Source organism: Meiothermus hypogaeus (assembly GCF_003574035.1).
GTDB classification, from domain to species: Bacteria; Deinococcota; Deinococci; order Deinococcales; family Thermaceae; genus Meiothermus; species Meiothermus hypogaeus.
On the sequence record NZ_QWKY01000030.1, the window covers coordinates 19,609 to 38,500 of the forward strand.

The 18,892-nt window shown below is 61.9% G+C and carries 14 protein-coding genes and 2 tRNA genes; 8 read left to right on the plus strand and 8 right to left on the minus strand.

What is annotated here, in order from left to right:
- Positions 1-87: 87 nt before the first annotated feature.
- The 5 genes from Mhypo_RS09290 to Mhypo_RS09310 form a co-directional block, all read right to left on the minus strand.
- The gene (locus Mhypo_RS09290) at positions 88-1,272 is read right to left on the minus strand and encodes a vWA domain-containing protein (protein WP_119341021.1); all 1,185 of its coding nucleotides are present in this window, start codon (positions 1,270-1,272) and stop codon (positions 88-90) included.
- Positions 1,269-2,168, minus strand: coding sequence for an AAA family ATPase (locus tag Mhypo_RS09295; RefSeq protein ID WP_119341022.1), 900 nt, complete (start codon positions 2,166-2,168; stop codon positions 1,269-1,271). The genes Mhypo_RS09290 and Mhypo_RS09295 overlap by 4 nt, the downstream gene beginning before the upstream one ends.
- Before the next feature lie 67 nt (positions 2,169-2,235).
- Complete coding sequence (locus Mhypo_RS09300) at positions 2,236-3,072, minus strand: FAD binding domain-containing protein (RefSeq protein WP_119341023.1); 837 nt, start codon at positions 3,070-3,072, stop codon at positions 2,236-2,238.
- A 71-nt stretch (positions 3,073-3,143) separates the two neighbouring features.
- Positions 3,144-5,516: a xanthine dehydrogenase family protein molybdopterin-binding subunit gene (locus Mhypo_RS09305; protein ID WP_240637177.1), complete on the minus strand. Its 2,373-nt coding sequence runs from the start codon at positions 5,514-5,516 to the stop codon at positions 3,144-3,146.
- Positions 5,517-5,587: 71 nt separating this feature from the next.
- On the minus strand, positions 5,588-6,088 hold the full coding sequence (locus Mhypo_RS09310) for a (2Fe-2S)-binding protein (RefSeq protein ID WP_119341024.1): 501 nt from the start codon (positions 6,086-6,088) through the stop codon (positions 5,588-5,590).
- 423 nt (positions 6,089-6,511) lie between these two features.
- On the opposite strand from Mhypo_RS09310, the gene Mhypo_RS09320 reads away from it, so the two are divergent.
- The 6 genes from Mhypo_RS09320 to Mhypo_RS09345 all read left to right on the plus strand — a co-directional run bounded on the left by Mhypo_RS09320 (position 6,512) and on the right by Mhypo_RS09345 (position 10,229).
- Positions 6,512-7,600 carry an XdhC family protein gene (locus tag Mhypo_RS09320; RefSeq protein WP_119341026.1) on the plus strand — a complete coding sequence of 363 codons (1,089 nt, stop codon included), beginning with the start codon at positions 6,512-6,514 and terminating at the stop codon, positions 7,598-7,600.
- 282 nt (positions 7,601-7,882) lie between these two features.
- A tRNA-Met gene (locus Mhypo_RS09325) sits at positions 7,883-7,959 on the plus strand.
- 24 nt (positions 7,960-7,983) lie between these two features.
- A tRNA-Met gene (locus Mhypo_RS09330) sits at positions 7,984-8,060 on the plus strand.
- A gap of 114 nt (positions 8,061-8,174) precedes the next feature.
- Complete coding sequence (locus tag Mhypo_RS09335) at positions 8,175-8,996, plus strand: purine-nucleoside phosphorylase (protein ID WP_119341027.1); 822 nt, start codon at positions 8,175-8,177, stop codon at positions 8,994-8,996.
- Between the two features lie 15 nt (positions 8,997-9,011).
- Entirely contained in the window at positions 9,012-9,656 is a 645-nt protein-coding gene (locus Mhypo_RS09340) for a YggS family pyridoxal phosphate-dependent enzyme (RefSeq protein WP_119341028.1), read from the plus strand.
- Between the two features lie 114 nt (positions 9,657-9,770).
- Entirely contained in the window at positions 9,771-10,229 is a 459-nt protein-coding gene (locus Mhypo_RS09345; protein WP_170148262.1) for a DivIVA domain-containing protein, read from the plus strand.
- 195 nt (positions 10,230-10,424) lie between these two features.
- Here the strand turns inward: Mhypo_RS09345 and Mhypo_RS09350 are convergent, their stop codons facing one another.
- Positions 10,425-10,952 (minus strand): YdcF family protein, encoded by a 528-nt coding sequence (locus tag Mhypo_RS09350; RefSeq protein WP_119341030.1) that lies wholly within the window; start codon positions 10,950-10,952, stop codon positions 10,425-10,427.
- A 15-nt stretch (positions 10,953-10,967) separates the two neighbouring features.
- Positions 10,968-11,543 carry an HAD family hydrolase gene (locus tag Mhypo_RS09355; protein ID WP_119341031.1) on the minus strand — a complete coding sequence of 192 codons (576 nt, stop codon included), beginning with the start codon at positions 11,541-11,543 and terminating at the stop codon, positions 10,968-10,970.
- A gap of 180 nt (positions 11,544-11,723) precedes the next feature.
- On the opposite strand from Mhypo_RS09355, the gene hflX reads away from it, so the two are divergent.
- Entirely contained in the window at positions 11,724-13,412 is a 1,689-nt protein-coding gene (gene hflX, locus Mhypo_RS09360) for a GTPase HflX (protein WP_119341032.1), read from the plus strand.
- Positions 13,413-13,738: 326 nt separating this feature from the next.
- On the opposite strand, the gene Mhypo_RS09365 is transcribed toward hflX, so the two are convergent.
- Positions 13,739-14,005, minus strand: coding sequence for an acylphosphatase (locus Mhypo_RS09365; RefSeq protein ID WP_119341033.1), 267 nt, complete (start codon positions 14,003-14,005; stop codon positions 13,739-13,741).
- Positions 14,006-14,223: 218 nt separating this feature from the next.
- On the opposite strand from Mhypo_RS09365, the gene Mhypo_RS09370 reads away from it, so the two are divergent.
- Positions 14,224-18,892: translocation/assembly module TamB domain-containing protein (locus Mhypo_RS09370; RefSeq protein ID WP_476738596.1), on the plus strand; the 4,669-nt coding region annotated here is incomplete at its 3' end.

The following is an 18,892-nucleotide window of genomic DNA, read 5'->3' on the forward strand; positions in this document are numbered from 1 at the left end:
GGTGACGAACTAACCGAATCTGGTATTATCCGCGCAGCGGAGGGCGATACCGCCCCTTGGAAAGGTAGACTCTTTTTGAATCCGGTATTACCTGACTTTTTCGCTGCGGCGCCGTATGTGGGCGAGCACCTCCACCAGCTGCTCGAGGCTGTTCAGGTTGTGGACTGGCAAAAAATCGTCGATGTGAGGCATGGCAGCCACCAAACCGCGGGTTAGGGGCTGGTAGCCAGGGGTGCCGATGAGCGGGTTGAGCCAGATCAGGCGGTAGCAGGACTTCTGCAGGCGCTCCATCTCGAAGGCCAGGAGTTCGGGGTCGCCCTGATCCCAGCCGTCGGAGATGACCAGCACAATAGAGCCCCGCCCCAAAACCCGCTTGGCCCAGGTGTGGTTGAAGGTGCGTACGCAAGCCCCAATGCGTGTGCCGCCGGACCAGTCCTTGACCTGCTGGCCCACCTCGGCCAGGGCCTCGTCCACGCTGCGCTTCTTGAGTGTGCGGGTGATGCGGGTCAGGCGGGTGCCAAAGGTGAAGGTCTCAATCTGGCGCACGCCCTGCCGGGTCTGCTCGAGCGAAAAGGCATGCAAAAAATGCAGAAGCATGCGGGCGTAGCGCTCCATTGAGCCCGATACGTCGGCCAAAGCCACGATGGGGCGAGGCTTGTGCTTGCGCGAGCGCTGTTCTAACACCACCAGCTCGCCCTGGTGTTTGAGCGAGCGCCGGAAACTGCGGCGAAGGTCGAGTTGTTCCCTGCCTCCGGCCTTCAGGCGGCGGGAGCGCCGCTCGGGTGGGTTCCAGACAAAGCCGTACAGCAGCTTGCGGGCGGCCTGTAGCTCCTGCTCGCTCATCTGGTCGAAGCGCTTCTGCTTGAGCACCTCGGTCTCCGAGAAAGTCAGGGCCCGATCGACGATGGGCTGGGGTTGATTGGAGGCGCGCTCTGAGGAACGCGGTTCGCGCCCTACCTCGCCAGGACGGGCTTTCTGCTCTCTTTTGGCAGGGAGGGGGGTTTGGTTCAGTAGCTCGGCAGGAAAGCGCTCGAGGCCCAGGTTTTGCCAGAATTTGCGAAATAGTTCGGCAAACTTGGCCTGGTCTTCCCGCCGGGTGAGCAGCGAGCTCTGGGCAGCGTAGAAAAACGCCACCGGGTCAAAGATCGGAATCTCACCCAGGGCCCGCGCAAAAGTAGCGGTCTGCCCGGGCGTAACCACAATCCCCTCGCCCCGCAGGTTTCGCACGAAGGCCACCACGTGGCTCAGCAACTGTTCGGTGGGGGCTGTCATAGCGCTGTGGGCATCTGGGCCCGGGCCAAAAGGTCGCGGGCCAGGTTCTTGGCCTTGACCACATCGTCTTGGTACTTGAGCAGCACCCCCAGGGTCTCTTCGATGACTTCAGGGGCTAGCGCGGTCTGGCCCAGGGCCATGAGCGAGGATGCCCAGTCCAGGGTCTCGGCCACACCGGGGGCTTTGTAGAGGTCTTGCTTGCGCAACTCCTGCACAAAAGCCACCGCTTGCTGGGCCAGTTTTTCTGGTACACCGGGCACTTTCTCCTGCACAATTCTGAATTCCTTCTCGAAGCTGGGATAGTCGATCCAGTAGTACATGCAGCGGCGCTTCAGGGCATCGTGGATTTCGCGGGTTCGGTTGGAGGTAATGACCACTACTGGCGGTTTTTCGGCCCTCAGGGTGCCCACCTCCGGCACGGTAATCTGCCAGTCGGAGAGGAACTCCAGCAGAAAGGCCTCAAACTCCTCATCGGCCCGGTCGAGTTCGTCAATCAGGAGCACCGGAGTCTTGCCGTCGGTGGATTCCAGGGCTTGCAGCAGCGGGCGCTTGAGCAGAAAGTCGGCGCTGAAAACCTCGTGGCGCACTTTGCCCTGGTCGCGTTCGCCGCTGGCCTCCAGCAGCCTTATTTGCATCATCTGGCGGGCATAGTCCCACTCGTACACCGCGCTGCTGATGTCCAGCCCTTCGTAGCACTGCAAGCGAATCAGGCGGGTGGAGAGCATCTGGGCCAGTACCTTCACAATTTCGGTCTTGCCCACGCCGGGCTCGCCTTCCAGCAGCAACGGGCGCCCCAGCTTGAGGGCCAGAAACACCGCAACCGAGAGGCCCTTGTCGGCGATGTAGTGGTGAGCCTCGAGGGCTTTTTGGGTCTCCTCGATAGAAGTCGGAAACATGGCAGTATCTTCACACAAGACAGAGGGGCCGAATTACCTCAGCCCCTCACAATTGCCGCCAGGCTAACTAGAGCCCTGCCGCCTGCATCAGAGCCCGCCTGGCCATCACGTCCACCAGGTGGGCGCGGTACTCCTTCGAGGCTACCAGGTCGTGGTTGAGGTGGTCGGGGGGCAAGAGTCCCTGACAGGCTGCGGTGATATTTTCTGCGGTCAGGGGTTTGCCAGCAAGGGCTTGCTCGAGTTTAGACAGCCGCATGGCGTGCTCGCCAGCGCCGGTTACCGCAGCCCGCACGGAGCCCCCATCCGCCACCACCGCAACCCCCACCACCGCATAGCGGCTGGCCGGGTGGGGAAACTTGGCATAGGCCATGCGGGCCCCAGCCCGCACCGGCACGTGCACTTCGGTAAGGATTTCTCCTTCCTGCATGGCCGTGCTAAACATACCGGTAAAAAAGTTGTCGGCGGCTATCACCCGGGCACCACCAGGCCCCTGTACCTTGATCTTGGCGTCCAGCGCCAGCATCGAGGCAGGTAGGTCGGCAGCCGGGTCGGCGTGGGCCAGCGACCCACCGATGGTACCCTTGGCTCGTACCATCGGGTCACCGATCAGGTGTACGGCTTGGGGGATGATGGGGCAGTGCTGTTTGAGCAGGTCCGAGGTTTCCAGCTCGTGGTAGGTGGTCATGGCCCCAATCACCAGATGGTCGCCCTCGAGCCGAACCCCCCGCAGCTCGGCCACCTTGGAGATGTCAATCAGGGCCGGGGGCGAGGCCAGCCGCAGTTTCATGGTCGGAATCAGGCTGTGGCCGCCGGCCAGCAACTTGGCGTCCGGGTGCTGCTGGAGGAGGCTGATGGCTTCGGAGATACTACCGGCTTTTTTGTACGTGAATTCGGCTGTGTACATGATTCCTCCGGGAAAAGGGGGTAGGGGTGGGGCGTGGGAAGAACCCAGTGCCTACCACCCCATCCCAACCCCTAGTCGGCAGCTTGAGACAGTGGTTTGGTCGCCTGAATGGCCCGCCAGACCTTTTCGGGGGTGTAGGGCATGTCCAGGTGCACGATGCCGAAGGGCCGCAGGGCATCCATGACGGCGTTGGCCACCGCAGCCGTGGAGGCGATAGTGCCAGCCTCGCCGATGCCCTTGATGCCGAGGGGGTTGTGCGGGCAGGGGGTCACGGTGTGGTCGTGCTCGATTTGTACCATGTCGTCGGCGCGGGGCAGGGTGTACTCGAGGAAATTGCCCGAGAGAATCTGGCCCTCTTTGTCGTAGACGGCCTCTTCCAGCAAGGCCTGGCCCAGGCCCTGGGCAACACCCCCGTGCACCTGTCCGTCGGCAATGAGCGGGTTAATCACCGGGCCGCAGTCGTCGACCGAGAGGTAGCGCAAGAGCTTGACCTTGCCGGTGTCGGGGTCTACCTCCACCACGGCGATGTGGGTGCCAAAGGGGAAGACGAAGTTTTTGGGGTCGTAGAAGTGGGTGGCCTCGAGGCCCGGCTCGAGGTCGGCGGGGTAGTTGTGGGCCAGGTGGGCCATCAGGGCAATATCGAAGAAGGTCTTGGCCTTGTCGGGTACCCCCTTGACCATGAACTTGCCATCCTCGTGCACGATGTCGTCGGGGCTGGCCTCGAGCAGATGGGCGGCAATTTTCTTGGCCTTATCGATAATCTTGCGGGTAGCTAGCACAATGGCCGAAAGGCCGGTAGGGGCAGAACGGGAGCCATACGAACCCCAGCCGTAGGGCATCCGTCCGGTGTCGCCGTGCACCAGCACCACATCCTCCACCGGAATCTGCAGCTCATCCGCTACCACCTGGGCAAAGGCCGTCTCGTGGCCCTGGCCGTGGCTGTGGGTACCGGTAAAGACCTCCACCTTGCCGGTGGGCATGACCCGCACCAGGGCGCTTTCCCACTGGCCCGCCTGGGCGCCTAAGCTGCCCACCAGGGCCGAGGGGGCCAGCCCGCAGGCCTCGATGAAGGTAATGACCCCGATGCCCATGTAGCGGCCCTGCTTGCGCCACTCTTCTTGCTGTTGACGCAAGGCCTTGTAGTTGACAAGCTCCAGGGCCTTGTCCAGGTTGGCTTCGTAGTTGCCGGAGTCGTACTGTAAAGCCACTGGGGTCTGATAGGGGAAGGCATCCGGAGGAATAAGGTTCTTGCGGCGGAACTCCACCGGATCCATGCCCAGCTCGTGGGCCATTACGTCTACCAGGCGCTCCAGGAGGTAGGTCGCCTCGGGCCGCCCGGCCCCCCGGTAAGCATCTACCGGCGTGGTGTGGGTAAAAGGGGCGGTTACGTGGCAGTAGATGTGGGGGGTGGTGTAGGTGCCGGCCAACAAGCAGCCGTACAGGTAGGTGGGCACCGCCGGCGCAAAGGTGGTCAGGTAGGCCCCCATGTTGGCGATGGTGTCGACCCGTACGGCGGTAATCTTGCCGCTCTGGTCTACGGCCATCTCGGCCACGGTCTCGTGGTCGCGTCCATGCGAGTCAGTTACAAAGCTCTCCGAGCGCCGGGCCGTCCACTTGACCGGGCGGTTTAGCTTCTTGGCCGCGTACAGCACGATGATTTCTTCGGGGTACTGATAGATTTTAGAACCAAAGCCCCCGCCCACATCCGGGGCAATCACCCGCAGCTTGTGTTCGGGGATACCCATAATGAAAGCTGCAATCAAGAGGCGGTGAATGTGCGGGTTCTGGCTGGTCGTCCATAAGGTGTACTCGTCGCTGGCCTTGAGGTACTGGGCCAGCGAAGCCCGGGGTTCCATGGCGTTGGGCACCAGCCGGTTGTTGCGCAAGTTGAGCTTGACGGTCTTGTGGGCGCTGGCAAAAGCCGCATCCACGGCGGCCTTGTCGCCAATGCTCCAGGTGAAGCAGACGTTGTCGGGTACATCGTCGTGCACCGCTGGCGCGCCCGGCTTCAGAGCGTCGCTCCCCAGGGCTACGGCCGGCAGCGGCTCGTAGTCCACTTCCACAAGCTCGGCGGCATCCTCGGCAATCTGGCGGGTCTCGGCGATGACCGCCGCCACAATGTCGCCTACGTGCCGGGCCTTATCAAAGGTAATGGCATAGTGGGGCGGGGTTTTGATGCCGGGGTGCAGCCAGCCAGTAGGAATGCCGTTGATCCCGGCGTCTTTCATTTCCTGGCCAGTAATCACAGCCAGCACGCCGGGGTACGAACGGGCCTTGGATACATCAATTTTTTTGATGCGGGCATGGGCATAGGGCGAACGCACCATTGCCGCATGCACCATACCGGGCAGGGTCATGTCGTCGGTGTAGTTACCGGTGCCGGTGATAAAGCGGGGGTCTTCGACCCGCTTCATCGCCTTGCCAAAGAGTTTGTCGGCCATCATTTACTCCCTTCGAAATCTCTGGGTTAGGGGACGCCAGTGCCTGAGCAAAAATGCCGAACCCCGCGACCCAATCAATCGTCTGCCGCCGCGCCAATTTTGCCGGCCATCTTGTCGGCGGCGTACTGCACCGCCCGAACGATATTGTGGTAGCCGGTGCAGCGACACAGATTGCCCTCGAGGGCATGGCGGATTTCAGCCTCGCTGGGCTGCGGGTTTTTGTTGAGCAAATCGACAGCCGCCATAATCATACCGGGGGTACAGAAACCACACTGCAGGCCATGCATTTCCCAAAAGCCCTCCTGCACAGGATGCAGGTTGCCTGCGCTGCCCAGCCCTTCAATGGTGGTCAAGTTGCAGCCGTCGGCTTGAACCGCAAACATGGTGCAGGACTTTACCGCCTGACCGTCCAGATGTACCGTACAGGCCCCACACTGGCTGGTATCACAGCCCACATGGGTTCCGGTAAGACCCAGGGTTTCCCGCAGGTAGTGAACCAGCAATAGACGCGGTTCGACCTCGTTGTGGTGCTCGACCCCATTGACCGTAACCTTAATTTGTACTTTGTCTGGCATGCTTCCTCCTGTAGATTGAGCGGGTTATGTGCTGAACGAATGTGCGCAAGCTGATACCAACGGGCGGGCCCTGGTCGCCCCCCCAAAACCCTGGCATGCTGCGTACTGCGAAGCCTGCGGCTTTACCATCGCCGAAGGGCCCCCCACAGGGGTACATGTATCTGCTTGGGTTCGGCAAGAAAGACGGACAGAACAAATCGCCACCTCGAGCTTCTGGCTACCCAAAAAACATTCCAACCAAGCCAAACCAACAAACTGGGTGCACCTGTAGCTGAAAAATCTTTAGACCATACTATATACCCCCTTAGATGAGAGTGACAAGAAGTGGTTCTTTTAGCAGATGCCCGGAAATGCGGCAAATGTGTTCTGCTGGCAAAGTTGGAGTAGCCTTGTGGGTGTAAGTTTGAAATAAGGGAAGAGCTTATGGCAAACGAGACACCCCTGCTGTTAGCTGCCCTCGAGGCTGCCTGGGCCGAGGGCAAAGAAACTGCTCTGGCCACCGTGGTGCGGGTGATTGGCTCGGCTTACCGCCGCGAAGGGGCCAAGATGCTGGTGCGCGAAGACGGCGGCTCGGCCTGCATGATCTCGGGGGGCTGCCTCGAGCAAGAGATGATCGAGATTGCCATGCAAATCCTGGCCCGGGGCCGGCCAGAGCGCACTATTTTCGACTACAACGAGGAAAAGACCTGGTGGCCGGGTTGTGGCGGCACGGTGGAGGTCTGGGTGGAGCCGGTGGGGCCGCAAAGTTTATTACACCGCTGGCTTCAGGAGACCACCGAGTCGGAACCCTCGGTGCTGGCCACGGTGGTGGCGGGGGGGGAGGGGAGGATCTGGCTCAAGCCCGATGGGGCCCTCGAGGGTCACATTTCCCCGCCCGAACTGCACGAGCAGGTGCTTCGAATTGCACGGCAGATGCAGGGCGGCACCTCCCGACCCACCACCCGCTACGTGCAAGAGGCCGAGGTGTTTTTTGATGTGAGCAGCCCCATCCCCGAGCTGGTTTTGTTCGGTGCGGGCCACGACGCCAAGCCCATGGCCAACCAGGCGCTGGTACTGGGTTTCAGGGTGACGGTGGTGGATACCCGGCCCGAGCTGTTGCAGGGTTTTGAAGGCTGCCAGACCATTCAGGCTGCCCAAGATGAGTACGCCCAGAAGGTACAGCTCAGCCCTCGCCAGCACGTTATCGTGATGAACCACCACCTTGACATCGACCGCCAGGCTTTGCGTTTTGCCCTGGAATCGCCGGCTCGTTATGTAGGCATGCTTGGTCCGCGCAATCGCCTGGAGAAGATTCTCGAGGCCCTGCAGGCCGAAGGCTTTGTGCCCAGCCCCGAGCAGATGGCCCGCCTGCGGAACCCTATCGGACTTGATATCGGCGCGGAGAGCCCGGAAGAGATTGCGGTGGCAGCCCTGGCCGAGATTGTAGCCCTGCAAAGGGGTTTCCAGGGAGGCTTCCTGAACGATAAAAAGACTGGGATTCACGAAGCGGCCTCAGCGCAGGTTATGACCTGATTGCCACTTGAAAAGAGTTGAGCCCGGGGCTTCAGGCTTTTATCGCTTTGCCCTCTCCCTCTCTCCGCGTCGGAGAGGGTGGCGTCACTGCGGTTAGCCTGGTGCTCGTTTGGCCCAATAGGCCACTTCTGATGGCAACCCGGTGTTGCCGGGTGAGGGGGCTGCAACCCATGCTTCCAAGCAAATGATAAGAACTGGCTCGGGGATTTTCCTGCCTTGACGAGGCAGGGTTTCCCGCCTAAGATTGAGTTTGCGGTTTTGGGGTTTATCCCTACCGACCGGCGCAGGGTGGAGCAGTCTGGTAGCTCGTCGGGCTCATAACCCGAAGGTCACAGGTTCAAATCCTGTCCCTGCAACCAACATGCGCCCTTTGAGGCGCACCTGGCTATGTAGCTCAGCTGGTTAGAGCACACGACTCATAATCGTGGTGTCGGCGGTTCAAGTCCGCCCATAGCCACCAGAAAGCCTCCCGCTTCGTGCAGGGAGGCTTTATTGTTTGGCTAAGCCGGAATGGACAGCAAAAGAACATTTGTGCTCTACTCCTTCAGGCCCGATATGCGGTAGATTTGTGGCCATGAGTTCGACCTACGAGCAAATCCAGCAAACGGTCAACCACATTCGCACCCAAACCGACTTTGAGCCCGAAGTGGGCATTGTACTAGGCTCGGGCCTGGGGCCCCTGGGCGACGAGATCGAGGTAGTGGCCAGTTTTCCTTACAGCTCTCTGCCCAATTTTCCTTTGTCCACTGCTCCGGGTCACGAGGGAAAACTTATTTTAGGGCGGCTCGAGGGCAAAAACGTACTGGCCTTTAAGGGCCGGGTGCACTGCTACGAGGGGTATACCCCAGCGCAAGCGGCGTTTCCGCAGCGGGTTGGGTTTTTCCTGGGGGCCAAAACTTTCTTCATTACCTCGGCAGCAGGGGGGCTAAACCCGGCCTGGAACGCCGGAGAACTGATGCTGCACAGCGATTACATCAACTATGCCCCCCTTTCGCCCCTCACCGGGCCCAACGACGAACGCTTGGGGCCGCGTTTCCCGGTAACCTTCGACGCCTACGACCCGGAGCTGCGCAGCCTGGCCCAGAAAGTCGCCCGGGCGCAGGACTTTCAACTCAGAGAAGGAGTATACGCCTGGTGGCCGGGGCCGCAGTTTGCCAGTCGGGCCGAACTCAGGCTGCTACGTACCCTGGGGGCCGATGCCATCGGGATGTCCACTGTGCCGGAAGTAATTGCCCTGCGGCATCTGGGGGCGCGGGTGCTGGGCCTTTCGACCATCACCGATATGGCCGTGCCCGAGCGCGACCACCACGCCACCGAGCAGGAGGTGCTGGCCACGGCGGCCCGGACAGGGGCCTTGTTCCGCAGGTTTGTGCGGGGCATCCTGGCGGCCCTGTAGCCAGGATAAGCAAGCATGAGCCTTCCCAAAGTTCTGGAGCGCATTGATAAAGCCTGCCGCCGGGCGAGCCGAGACCCCCAGGCGGTGCGCCTGGTGGCCGTGACCAAGGAACACCCGGTGGCCGAGATTCGGGAGCGGGTCTTGCGGTATGGCCGGTTTCCCCTGGGCGAATCGCGTATTCAGGAGGCCCTGTCCAAAATGGACGAACTTGTGGCCGAGTGGCACTTTATAGGGCCCCTCCAGCGCAACAAGGCCAGGTTTGCGGTGCGCTTTGAGCTAATTCACTCCATAGACTCGGTTCGGCTGGCCGAGACGGTAGCCCGTAAGGCCATGGAAAACGGCAAGGTGCAGCGGGTACTGCTCGAGCTCAACTTGGGCCGCGAACCCCAGAAACATGGATTCCTGGAGGAGGAGTTGCCCGAAGCTCTCGCTCAGATTCGTGCGATGGAGGGCCTGCGGGTAGACGGTCTGATGACGGTGGCCCCCTACACCGAAGACCCCGAGACGGTGCGGCCCATTTTTGCACAGCTCTCGAGGCTGGCCGACCTGTACCGGCTTCCCGAGCGGAGCATGGGCATGTCGGGCGATTTTGAAGTTGCGGTGGAGGAGGGCGCGACCTTGGTGCGGGTGGGGCGGGCCATATTCGAACCGGATACTTGAGTAAAGTGAGGAAAACCAGGGTAACCGAATGGCTTTTGAGCGCTGTCCTCGATATTTTTGTATCGGCTGTAGTAGGCTAAAGCCGTGGATGAGCGCATGACGGGTGAGTTTCGGATGAGCGAGCGGGGCGACCTCACACCTCTGGACATTCGCTATCAGGAGTTTCGACAAGGGCTTCGGGGTTACTCAGTAGCCGAGGTGCGTGAGTACCTGGGCCGGGTGGCTGATGTGCAGACCGCCCTGATTGAAGAAAACGAGCGCTTGAGAAGCCATATCCGCGAGCTCGAGGCCGAGCTGGCCAAGTCCAGGGAGGGCGAGGCCGAACTCAAGCGGGCGGTGGTAGCGGCTGAACGCATTGCCCGCGAGATTAAGGCCCAGGCCGAGCGCGAGGCCGAGCTTATCAAGCGCGAGACCGAATCCGAGCGTCAGGCAGCGCTTCAGGAGCTGATTGACCAGATGAAGCGCATCAAAGCCGATATAGAGCAGGTTCGCAACGAGCGCGACCTGTTTGTGGGCCAGTTTCGGGCCTTGTTGGAAGGTTACATGTCTTCACTGGATAGGTTCAAACGCTGATGCTGATGTGCTGTCGCAGGTCGAAGGCCAGAGGCTTGGAGCTACCTACCCGGGAGCCTGCGCTGGGTTCGGCGTTTTTTGGGAATTGGGAAAAGGAAACTCAAAAAAAGCTCCGAATCGGCGTCAAAATGACGGAAAAGCGCAGAGATTACCTTTTCTTTGCCCTGGGTCGGCACCAGACACTTGACTTTATAACTATCGCACACCCAGGCGAGCCAGGGCCGCCAGCCAGCTTTCGCGCTGCCAGTAGGCTTCCTTAAACTGACCCCACACGGCAAACCCCGTAGCCCTGAGCCCAATTTGCTCGGCTAGAATGAGCGCCCTGGGCAGGTGAGGCTCATCGGTTACGATAATCACCTGAGCCTTGCCGATGATGGGCGCAATGTTGCTCAGATTCTCCCAGGTGCGACGGCTTTCTTTTTCACAGTAGAGAACCGAACGCGGGACGCCCCTGGCTTGCAGATACCGACAGCCGACCTCGCCCTCGCTGTAGCGGTCGCCGGGGCGACGCCCGCCCGTGACGGCAATGCGGGGGGCATAGCCCTGGCGGTACAGGTGCAGGGCGGCCTCGAGCCTGTTTCGGAAGATAACCGAGGGCACGCCGTTGTACTGCGCGGCCCCCAACACCACAATCCAGTCGGCTTTTTGCAGCGAACCAGAAGCGGCTTTGGGGCTAAAGAAAACCAGCCCCAGAAAGAGCATTCCAAGCGTCCACCACCGCATATGCAAATCCTACCCCTATCGCTGCAAAAGTGCTTGCAACAACTCCCCAGGGTACTCGAATCGGGGGTGCAAAGTCGAGTTGTGCGGCGTGGCCAGAAACCACACCGGTAAGTCTATGGCCTGCGCTGCCCGCAAGTCCCCTTCTGAGTCGCCAATGTAGAGCACCTCGCCGGGCTTGAGGTTAAAGTGCTCCAGGGCCCGCTGCAAAAGGGCCGGGCTGGGCTTGGGTGGGGCATCCTCCCGTGTCAACACCAGGTCAAAGGCTAGCCGGTGCTTTCGCAAAGCAGCTTCGGTAGCAATGCGGTGATTATTGGTCAGGAGGGCAGTGTTGAGACCTATAACACTCAGCTCCTCAAGCAAGTCCGCCATACCTTCGCGTAGCTCGGAACTGGCCGACAAAGCCTGCTCGTACTGCAATAACTTGTTATGAAGGAGGACTTGTTCGTCCGTTGGGCGCCTTGCAATGCCTTCCAGAATGAGCAGGTCGGGCTCGAGGCCGTGGCTTTTTTTGAACTCCGCCCAGGGGTTAACAGCCCTCGGCTTCAGTACCGTGTCATCCAGATCAAAGAAAACCGCCTTCAGAGCGTCCACACCTCAAAGCGTACCTGGAAAGATCAGGATAGGTTGTGGCCTCTTGTGACTTTTATCATCTTCCCCTGACGAAACGGGTGCTATACTTATTGTAAGTTGAGACCACGAGCCGCGCTCCCGGAAGCCCAAAACGGTGGAGGGAGCGGGTTTGTCTTTTAGCTCAACTTGGGTGATTGATTAGTGGAGAAAATCTTCGGACGCACCAACGGTCTCAAGCCTAGCGAAAAGAAGCGCCTTGCCAACCTGTACAACCGCCGTGTGGGGGCCAACCGGCTTGTGTCGGCTGAACTAGTCCGCACGCTGGCGGCTCTGTCAGAGGAGCTGGAAAAGCCTATCAGCCTGCTATTTGACCGGGGCGGGCGGGTGATTCGAGTGGCGGTGGGGGATGCGAAGGAACTGCCCGTGCCCGAGTCGGCCCTGGTAGAAACCCGTCTTTCCGGCTATCGTGTGCTGCACACCCATCTGGGCAGCGGCGGGCTTTCACGGCCCGACCTCTCTATGCTGTTTTTGCACCGACTGGATGCCATGGCAGCCCTGGAGGTAGAGCAAGGCCACCCCGGCAAGCTGCACCTGGCCCAGCTTTCACCGCCCAGGGCCGATGAGGAAGACTGGCAGATTCTGCCATCCAGGCCCTACCACGAATACCTGGAGTGGGACGTAAGTGCTGCGGTGGGTGCACTGGAAGAGGAACTGTCGCGCCAGGCTCGAGGGCTGGACTTACGGGACGGTTCGGGCGAACGAGCCTTGCTGGTAGGGCTCGACCAGGGCGAAGGGGTGCAGGCCGAGGTAGACCTGTCTGAACTGGCCGAGCTGGCCCGCACTGCCGGAGCCATAGTGGCCCACAAGGAGCTGGTGTTCCGCCCCAGCCTAGACCCACGCTATGCAGTGGGCCGAGGCAAGGTGGAGGAACTGGTGTCGCAGGCTTACCACCAAAACGCGGGCACCCTGATTTTTGGCATAGAACTGAGCGCGGCGCAGGCCCGGGAGCTCGAGGCCATCACCGGCCTCAAGGTGCTGGATCGCACGCAGCTCATCCTGGACATCTTTGCCCAGCACGCCCGCACCCCCGAGGCCAAGGTACAGGTGGAGCTGGCCCAGCTCAAGTATCTGCTGCCCAGACTGGTGGGTAAGGGCAAAGAGCTGTCCCGCCTGGGCGGCGGTATCGGTACCCGGGGGCCGGGGGAGACCAAGCTCGAGGTGGATCGGCGCCGTTTGCAAGACCGCATCGCCGAGCTGACCCGCAAGCTGCGAGAAATAGCCGGCCGGCGCCAGGAAACCCGGCGTCAGCGTGAGAAATCGGGCCTGCCCATCGTGGGGGTGGTGGGCTATACCAACGCCGGCAAAACCACCCTGATGCAGGCACTGGCCAAAAAGGGTGAAGAGGGCGAGAACAAACTTTTTGCCACCCTGCGGCCGCTGACCCGCCGGGGCTTCCTGCCCGGTATTGGAGAGGTGCTCTACACCGATACGGTAGGCTTCATTCGCCGTATGCCCAGCGACTTGCTGGAGGCTTTCCGCTCGACCTTAGAAGAGCTGCGCGACGCCGACGTACTCCTGCATGTGCTGGATGCTTCCCAGGAGGGTGCCCTGGAGCGCTATCAGGTAGTCGAAGGCTTGCTGGCCGACCTGGGTGTAGAGGCAAAGCGCATCCTGGTGCTCTCCAAAGCCGATCAGGCCGGTGGCTTCGACCTCGAGTTCCTCAAAGAGCGTTTGGGGGGGGTACCCGTTTCAGCAGTCAAGGGTTTTGGACTCCAGGAACTCAAGGAAGCTCTGGCCAGTACCCTTGTGGGCCAGGGGGTGCGTCCGGTGGCATGGGCGTATGTGCCCCCTGAAGTGGCGGCAGCAGTACCGGCTTCAACTGACCGATAGCCGGTCCCAGCAAACCACCCTCAATTCAGAACTCCGTACACGCAGGCAGTGATGGCCTCTGTATCTCTGGTCACCGGTTTCAAAGCCGTGTATCCAGATGATACCGAATTCAAATGGACAGTTTGCAAAACCAAAAACCCTGTTGAATCCTGGAGCACACCCCTCCCTGAGGGTCGGTGAAAAAGTGTCATCCGTCGGTGACGAAACCACCGAATCTGGCGATCGAATGTGCGTGGCTTGCGATGTACGGGTCTGCGCTTGATTTACACCGCGCGGTGTTGTCTAGATTTACATTCGGATGCCGGAATTCGAAGCAGGGGTCCGCGTCAATATGTTTGAAAACCCTTCAAGCCGGTGGCCTCGCTCCACTGAACGTCTAGCTGCTCAACTCTTGCACCCCTGGGGCCCTGGCGCAAGTGGTGAATCAGGTGCTCGAGGTCGGCTTTTTCGCCCTCGGCTACCACTTCTACCCGCCCATCCGCAAGGTTCTCGGCGTAGCCGGCGAGGCCGAGTTCAAAGGCCTTTTTGCGGGTGAAATAGCGGTAGCCCACCCCTTGCACCTGTCCACTGACCAGAACGGTGATTCGAAGCACGTATTCAATCTACCTACAACAGTGTCGCATAAACCAGCCGATGGAGCGCTGGCCTGTCCTGGATAGGCGCTTGAAGGCAGCAGGCCTTGCGTAGACCCGGTTGTCCGAGGGGATATTTTGGACTTAGCACAAAATTGGCCGGTTCGTAACAGCATGGATTGGCCTGCGATGGGTATTTTCCTAGATTCCACTCAGACTCTTGGGCTAGACTGAGTCTTGTGCGGTTTGGGCGCTGGCTTCCGGCAATTTTGCTCCTCCTGCTGGTGGGGCTGCCAGCTTTTCCACCGCTCATCAGCTATGCTTTGCAAGAGGGGCTCAAAGCGGCCAATTTTACCGGACAGTGGCAGGCGGTTGGCGGGTATTTACTCGGCGGAATCGAGCTGCGCGGGGTTCAACTCGAGGGCGGTGGGCTAAGGGTTGAGGCCCAGCGCCTGCGGATTGGCTACAACCTGCTCAGTTTGCAGCGGCGCGAACTACCCTTGCGGATTTTCGCCGAAGAAGGCGATGTTTTTTTACGCTGGGACGCGATTATTCCCGAACAGCGCCAGCCGGGAGCCCCTGCGCCCATCCGCCTGCGGGTGGATGAGCTGGTGCTGAACCGCGTCAGTGTGCAGATCGAGCAAAGCCAGAAATTTTTTTTGCCCACCCTGCGGGCCACTGTGCGGGGCAGCGGTCCCTATCAGGTCTCGGTGGCGCTCCCGGATGGAAAGCTCATAGGAACAGTCCAGCGTACCGGGCGTGAGTTTGAGGCCTGGCAGATTGAGGCCAGGGGCGACTTGAGGGCGGCCCGCTACTGGTTCGATGGTATTGAGGCGGGGGAGCTCTGGGGCACCTGGACAATTGGCCCCAAAGTCAAAAACGGCATTCTGGGCAACAACCAGATCAAGAACGCGCGGGTGAAGATTGTGGGCTTCAGCCTTAGCGATATTTTCGGCAGCGTGGATTTTGATGGGCAGATGGTCACGGCCAACCTGGTCGGGCGGGGTCTGGAGGGCCCCCTCAAAGGCTCGGCCACCGTAGACCTGCCCAAGCAGGAGTACCGCTTTCGGGTGGAGGGCAACCCCACCCTGCCAGCCCTGGCGCAAAACTTTGGCCTGCGGCTGCCCATTAGCGGGGGCGGGCCGCTGGTGCTCGAGGGCCGGGGCTGGCAGAACCTGGTGCTGAGCGGGCGCTACCGCGGCGAAGGCCGCCTGCTGAACGAGCCCCTAAGCTACGAAGGAACCCTGGCCTTCGATAAGAAGTTCCGCCTCGATACCGTGGTGGACGGCGCTTTTTTCGACCGAACCTTTCAGGCCACGGTGGCTTTGCGCAACACCGACGAGTACACCGTGACCCTGCGCGACTCCTTTCGCAGCAACCTGCGCCTGAGGGGCAAGGGTTCTATCACCCAGGCCGAGGGCACCCTGGTCTGGCCTAAACCTCTACTCGGAGAAGCAGCGCTGCGCTTTGCCAGCAGCGGGCCACGCTGGCAACTAGGGGTGCAGTCGGAAAACGTGGGCCTCCCCACCGCCAAGCCCTTTAGCCTGTCGGGCAGCCTGCAGGGGCAGGGCCCGGAGGTACAGGGCCGGTTGGGAGCACTGAACCTGAACGGCACCTGGGATAACCTGCAGATGCAGCTCTCGGGCTTGGAACTGCTGGTGGGTCAGCTTACCGGGCAGGCCAGCCTTAAGGCGGGGCGTTTTAGCGGCGACCTCAACTACGACTCGCCCTATACCCGCTTCCCCCTTGCGGTACGGCAGGAGGGCAACGCCTGGCGGCTTTCCAACCGCTATGCCGAGGGGCTTTACCGCAACGGGGTGTTTACCCTGGGGGTGCGCGACCTGCCGCTGCAGGTGCTGGAAGCCTTCAAGCTCTCGGGCGATTTGCGCTACGCCGAAGGCAGCCTCTCGGGCGGCTGGAACCTGCAAAGCGAGCGGGTAGCGCTGGACGGGGAACTCTACGACCTGGCCACCCGCTACCGGGGCGAGGTGCGTACCCCCCTGCGGGTGCTGCCCCTGAGCGGCACTGCTGATAGCGCCGGCCTTAAAGCCCGGCTCGAGACCCTCGATATCACCGCCAACGGAATCGATGGACTGCTGCTGCGGGGGCCTCTGGTGCTGGGTCCACAGATTCGCCTGGAAGCCAACCTGGGTTTGCAGGGCTCACGTTATAAAGGCGAAGTGCGCTTTGATACGCCCTGGCTGCGCGGCGCCGTGGAGGGGCGCGGAGCCACGCTGTGGGCCACCGCCGAAGGCTACGCCGAGCTGGCCGGCCCGGTCTGGCCCACCACCGCCCTCGAGGGCCGCCTGACCCTGCCGCTCACGGGCGCGATTGAAGTTCCCCCAGTGCCCCTGCGAGCAAACCGTACCGAGGTGCGCTGGCCGGGAGGGCGGGTCGAGCTGAAGGCCGGGCTCCCCTTTGAAGGCATCCTGCCGCTATTAGTAAACCGCGAGCCCGGCAGCCTGCAGGCCCGAGGGAACCTCGAGCGGGGCAGCCTGGAACTGCGTACCCCCTATGGGGTGGTGAATGGGCAGGGCGCCTGGCGCAACCTGGCGGTGCGGGGGCGTCTGAATTACGCTGGGTACGCGGGCGAGCTGCAGGGGCAGGCCGATTTGTTTGGCTTGGCCTACCAGGGGCGCTTGCGCCTGCCGCAGTTGGAGGGGGCGCTCGAGTTTCGAGGTCGCAGCACCAATCTGAGCTACTCGGGGCTCTTTCAGAATGGCCGCCTGACCCTGGCCGGGGATTATCGCCTGGTAGCGGGGAACCCCCTGGAAGGGCTGCGCCTGCGGGCCATTGCCTCCGGCTACGACCTGCGCCGCTGGGGGCTGCCGGGAACCCTGACGGGCAACTGGTCGGAGCAGGGTGGGCGTCTGAGCCTGGAAACCCCCTATGGGCAAGCCCAAATGGCGGGGCGGGCCTTGCTGGGGCCGGCGAGCCTGGAAGCCCAGAGCCCCTACGGCACGGTGCGGGGGCTGGTCTCGACGCAGTCGGTGGCGCTCAGGGGCAGTTTGCGCCTGCCGTATTTGAGCGGCACGGTAGAAGTAGGTGGGCCGTGGAACAACCTGGAAGCCAGGGGCCAGGGGCGCTACAACCTGCCCTATCTGGAACCCCAGCCCTGGCGGCTCAGTGCGGACGTGCTGGAACAAACCTGGAAGCTGGAAGGACCCTTGGAACTGGAAGGAAAGGGGCTTTCCTATGCCGGAAGGGTGAACTGGCCCTACCGAGTTCTGGAGCGTTCGGGGGTGTTGCAGGGTAATCTACAAGGGCAAAGCCTGGCGTTACAGGGCAGTGTGCGCACCACCTATGCGGGCCTTCCCCTCAGCGCTACCGTGCAGGCCGAAGGCGCCGATCTGGCGCGGCTGCAAGCGAGCCTCAACCTGCCCGAAGGGCGGGTGCAACTTGCTAAAGGGCAGGTGGGGTTCGACCTCGAGACTGCCCACCTGGCCCGAATTTTCAACGCCGATGTGCAAGGGCGTATGAGCGGAAGCCTGGACTTAGCGGGGCTGCTTTCATCAGGTGGCCTTGCTTCCGCCGTGCCGGAGGGCGAGATGGCAGGGCAGTTGCAGGTCTATGGGCAGCAGGTGGTGGTGGATTACAAAGACCGATCCCTCTCGGCTTTTTTGCCACAGTACCGGGCCGGGGTGGTGGTGGAGCTCGAGCCCGGCAACGACCCCCGGATCATTGGGGTGGGCGACCTCGAGGGCTTGCTCAGTGTGGGTGAACAGCTTCAGGGCCGGTTGTCGTACCGCGTACAGAATGTGAACCTAGAGGCCCAGATTCGAGGCCCGCGCCTACGGCCCGAGTTCTCGCTGGTGACCGATACCCCTGTGGCCAAGATTACGGCGCAGGGGAGCTATGCCCTTGAGCAGAGCCGGGGGCAGGCCCAGGTACTGCTCGAGAGCCCCTATGCCCAGGCCAGCCTGGAACTCTCCAGCACAGGCAGTAAGTACCAGGCCAGCGGAAGGCTTACCAGCCTGCAATACCTGCGACAAAACGGGCCCTTGCGCCTGAGTGGCGAAGGCGCCCGCTGGACGATTGCGTGGGCTGCGCCCATGCGGGTGGAAGCCCAGGGTCAGGCGGCCAATTTGGAAGAGGTGCGGCTTTCGGGGCAGGGGAGCCTCGAGGTGGGTGAACGCCTTTTTGCTCTATCGGGCAACCTGGCCCTCAGTGGCGAAACCTTCACCGGTCTGATGCGGGCTCGAGGCGAGCAGATCGCCCTGGAGCTGCGGGGAGAAGGCAACAGTCTGGCGGCACGTGGCACCGCCTACGACGCCTACGTCGAGGCCCGTACCAACCGCCAGGGCGACCTGAGCGGCCAGGTGGGCTATACCCGCACCTTGGCCGCCAATACCCTGAAAGCGCGGGGCACCTTAGGTGGAACCCTGTTCAAGCCGGAGCTGGTGGGCGAGGGCACCCTGGCAGGGCGTGGGGCCGAAGTGGCCCTCAGATTTGGCTACCAACCCGTTCCCTCTCGGGACGGCCAGGAGCCAGTGCGCCCAGAGGAGCAGCTCTGGGCCGAAGCCCGGGGGGCGGGGTTGTCGGCCAGCCTGGTTGGGGGCCGGGTAAAGCTCAGTATGGACAGCGACCTCGAGCCCTTTACAGGCCTGCCCATCCGCCTTCAGGCCCAGGGCGAAGGGCCCTGGGAGAGCCTGAGTCTGCCGCTTCGGATCAGCGGCCCCAACCTCGAGGCCAGCGGTACAGCCCTCCCGGCAAAGCTGCAGGCCCAGATCGGGGGTCGCTACGAGCAACAGCGCTTTAACCTGAGCTACGACGGCGAGCTGCAACTGCGACTGGATGGCCCCTATGCCATCGGCACAGCCCGCTGGGTGGGCAATGCGCCGAGTGGGTTGCTGCAACTCGAAGTTCCGCTGCCCGGTGGGCGGCTGGTGGGGCGGGCCAGCCTGGGGG